Source organism: Candidatus Andeanibacterium sp. (assembly GCF_057143545.1).
Genome location: NZ_DBNHSF010000121.1, coordinates 1 through 3,837 on the forward strand (window position 1 = coordinate 1; position 3,837 = coordinate 3,837).

4 protein-coding genes are annotated in these 3,837 nt (G+C 66.6%); 1 reads left to right on the forward strand and 3 read right to left on the reverse strand.

The window, feature by feature from the left end:
• On the forward strand, positions 1-267 hold a 267-nt coding region (locus tag AC16XC_RS07585), incomplete at its 5' end, for an EAL domain-containing protein (RefSeq protein ID WP_484034042.1).
• A gap of 42 nt (positions 268-309) precedes the next feature.
• On the opposite strand, the gene AC16XC_RS07590 is transcribed toward AC16XC_RS07585, so the two are convergent.
• The 3 genes from AC16XC_RS07590 to AC16XC_RS07600 form a co-directional block, all read right to left on the reverse strand.
• Positions 310-1,614 carry a glucuronyl esterase domain-containing protein gene (locus AC16XC_RS07590; RefSeq protein ID WP_484034043.1) on the reverse strand — a complete coding sequence of 435 codons (1,305 nt, stop codon included), beginning with the start codon at positions 1,612-1,614 and terminating at the stop codon, positions 310-312.
• Positions 1,611-2,795, reverse strand: coding sequence for a Gfo/Idh/MocA family protein (locus AC16XC_RS07595; RefSeq protein ID WP_484034044.1), 1,185 nt, complete (start codon positions 2,793-2,795; stop codon positions 1,611-1,613). Before AC16XC_RS07595 ends, AC16XC_RS07590 begins: the two co-directional genes overlap by 4 nt.
• A gap of 81 nt (positions 2,796-2,876) precedes the next feature.
• A partial coding sequence (locus AC16XC_RS07600; RefSeq protein ID WP_484034045.1) for a 50S ribosomal protein L11 methyltransferase occupies positions 2,877-3,837 on the reverse strand: 961 nt, incomplete at its 5' end.

Genomic DNA, 3,837 nt, shown 5'->3' on the forward strand with positions numbered 1-3,837 from the left:
CGCTCCTATACGAAACTGATCAACGAGGATGCCGCCATTGCGGCACTGGTCACCGGGCTGGTCCACCTCGCCTGCAGCCTCGGGCTGGAGGTTGTCGCCGAAGGAGTGGAGACCGAACAGCAATTCGAGCTCCTGCGGGTGATGGGTTGCCATTTTGCCCAGGGGCACCTCCTGGGGCTGCCGCTGGAGTACTCCGAAGTAGGGGCCTTCGCCGCGGACAAGGCAATCATGTTCCCGATGCTGGCCGCTCCGTCCCGCGCCGCCTGACGCAGGGCGCGCTCGCGCCTCCGTCGCCGCCCGAAGCCGTTCCTACCGCCCCCAATTCGCCTCGGCGTGATCGAGGAAGGCTTCCATCGCCGCCCACATCACGTGGCCCTGATCGTGCTGGTAGAAGGCGAGCGGGGTTTCGGTGTGGCCCTTGAGCACTTCAGGCATGGTCTCACCGTCGCTTTCGAACACCTCTGCACCGAACACCCGCCAGGCCGGCCGGGCGAGCGCGGTGGCGACGAACATGCCCTTGGGATCGACCCAGTCGTCGCCCTTCTCCGCCAGGCCCGAGGACACGAACAGCGGGAGCGGCGCGCGCAGCGCGATCAGCGTATGCGCGTCGACCGGCAGGTCGGCGACGCTCTTGTGCCCGGCATATTCCATCACCTGCGGGGTGTACCAGTGAAAGGCGTAGGACCCCGCCATGTTGTTCCAGTGTTCGCCGAAATCGCGCCGCATCAGCTTGGCCCCGCCCGCGCCCGAGCTCGAAACCAGCGCGTCGGCGAATTCGTGGTCGAACGCGGCGGCGACCAGCACCGCCTTGCCGAAGCGCGAATGCCCGCCGAGCGTGATCCGCTCGCCGTCGATCCGTGCATCCTTCGCCAGTTCCTCGCGCAACCGGCTCGCGCCCCAGCCCCAGGCACGCAGGGCGCCCCAATCGTGGCGCTCGCGCGGCCAGCGGGCGAGGCCGATCACGCCCTGTTCCATCTGCGCGGCGGTGTCGGCCTGGAGCAATTGGACGCGATAGGCGACATGCGCCCAGCCGCGATCGAGCGCCATTTGCCTGGTGCTCGGCGGGGCGGGGCCGTTGCCGCCGAGCGAGAAACCGGGCGGCCAGATATAAGTATATTCGATGAAGGCCGGAGCGGCCTGCGCGTTCCTGTTGCTGGTGATGGTGGCGTCGATCACCGGCCCCATCGCGCCATCCCTGCCGATGATCTGGCCGACCCACTGCTCCTCGTCATAGCGGCGATTCAAGAGCTTGCCCGATTTCTGCTTGTGCCAGACGATCCGGAAATCGGCGACGCTGTCGGGAATGTGCCCGGTCCAGTTGTCCTCGACCAGCTGTTGCAAGTGCTTGCGGCGTTCCATCCAGCCCTGGCGGGTGCCGTCGATCTCGGTCTCGAACAGCGGCGGCGGGACGAGATTGCCGACCCTGGCCTCGTCGAAATTGGCGGCGTCGGGGGCGGTCTTGTCGCCATTGCGGCCCGGGCGAAGCGGCCCGAAGTCGAACCGCAGCCGCTCCATTTCATGGACATCGTCGGCCGTCGGGCCGCCGCGCTCCTGCGCGCCGGCAGGGATTGCGACCGCGAGCGCCAGCGCGATGGTGGCCAGCAGCCTCCTCACAGTTTCACTACTGCGCCGCCATTGTCCGCGCTTTCATACATCGCCGCGATCAGGCGCATGTCGCGCAGGCCCATTTCGCCCGGGGTCAAATGCGGGGTGTTGGTCCGCGCGGCTTCCGAAAACCCGTCCACCTGTCCGGCGAATTGTTCGATCGGGTTGCCTGCGCCAACCTGCCGGCGCGGCCCGTTGCCTTCCATCACCATGGAATTTTCGTAATAGGTCGTCGCCGGCTGCATCTCGAGCGAGCCGGTCGAGCCGAAATAATGCTGGCGCGAGACATAGGGCGAATAGCAATAGGAACTCGAACCCTGGATCGAGGCGCCGCTGGGCAGGCGCAGCAGCCATTCGATCCCGCCTTCGACCTCGGTAAAGCGGCTGTCGCCGGCCGGGGTCGAATAGACGGCCGAGACTTCGACCGGGTCTTCGTCGACCATCATCAGCGAAGTGTTGAGCCCGTAGATCCCGATATCGTACATCGATCCCCCACCGCCGAGCTCCTTGGTCAACCGCCAGGCATGGGGCGGGAATTGGGGATTGGCGTTGAAGCCGTGGGCGCACTGGATCAGCCGCATCGCACCGATCTCGCCGGCCTTGATCCGGCGCTGCGCCTCGCGATTGGTCGGCTCGAACTGGACGCGATAGGCGACGCCGAGCTGGCGGTCATTGGCCTTGGCCGCGGCGACCATCGCTTCGCATTCGGCGACCGTGTTGGCCATCGGCTTTTCGCACAGCACATGCTTGCCCGCTTCGAGCGCGCGGATCGTGTATTCGGCGTGGAGCCCGACCGGGAGCACGATATAGACGCAGTCGATCTCGGGATCGTTCGCGATGTCGTCGTAATTGTCGTAATTGTAGAACCGGTTCACACCGTAGCGCTCGCCCAGCGTGCGGGCCTTTTCGGGATTGCCCGAGACGAAGGCCGTCATCCGCGATTTCCTGGCATCGACGAAACCCGGCATGACCTGGCCGATCGCGAAACTGCCGAGGCCGACGATCGCCCAGCGGGTGCGCTGCGATGCCTCCTCCGGCAGGTTGACGCCGCCGGGCATCGGCTGGCCCTGCGCGGTCTGGGCCAGCGCCTTGCCGGCGCCAAGCGCAAGCGGCGTCAGCGCGCCTGCGGCGAGCAAGCGCCGCCGGTCAAGGTTGGTGATTTCGAGTTTCGGGTCGTACCTGTCCGCCATGATCCCCTCCGGTTGCTTTTTCGTTAGCGCTACCATGCACGATTTTCGGGGCTTTTCCAGCCGTGTTTTCGGCAAGTTCCGTCAGAGCCAGCCCTTCGACCACTCGGGAATCGGGTCGGGCCGCGTCCGGCGGACCCGGGCGTCCCTGCGCTTGCGCAGCCACAGGATCGACCAGTCGCCTCTGACCAGCCGCGCGGCGAGGCGGCAGCCCGCCATGCGATAGGCCCGACGCACCTGCGCCTCCTGCGTGGTCAGGAGTCCGGCGAGGAGGATACTGCCGCCGGGCAGGACGGCGTTGGAGAAATCGGGAGCGAGGCCCTGCAATGGTCCGGCGAGGATATTGGCGATCAGCAAATCGTAGGGCCGGCGCGCCTGGAGCAGTTCGTGGTCCATTCCGTCGGCAATCACCATGGTGAGCTCGCCCGGATCGGCGCCCAGCGGAATCCGGTTCGTTGCCGCATTGGCGAGCACGACATCGAGGCAGACCGGATCGATATCGCTCGCGGTTGCCAGCGTGCGCGGCCACAGGGCGAGCGCGGCGAAGGCCAGGAGGCCGGTACCGGTGCCGATATCGGCGAGATTGCGCACGACGAGGCCTTGCGCCTTCATATGCGTCAGCATCGCAAGGCAGCCGGCGGTGGTCTCGTGCTGGCCGGTGCCGAAGGCCTGGCTGGCGGCGATTGCGAAGTCGCGAATGCCCCGCTCATTGAGCGGCGGAAAATCGGGCGTGTGGACGTGGAACCTGCCCGCGCGGATCGGTTCGACCTGTTGCTGGCTGAGCGTGACCCAATCCACATCGGGCAGTTTTTCGGCGACGACCTTCGGCGCGCGCTTGCCGAACAGCGCTTTCACCGCGTCGCGCTCGGCTTTTCCGGGCTTGCGTTCGCAATAGGCATCGAGTTGCCATTCATCGGGCCGGGCCTGCCCCGGACTTGATCCGGGGTCGGGCGTGATTTCGAACCCGGCGAGGACGATATTCTCGTCCCAGCCGATGGTTGCCTCGCGGTTCTCGAGCGCGGCCTCGACCGCCTTGCGCGATGCC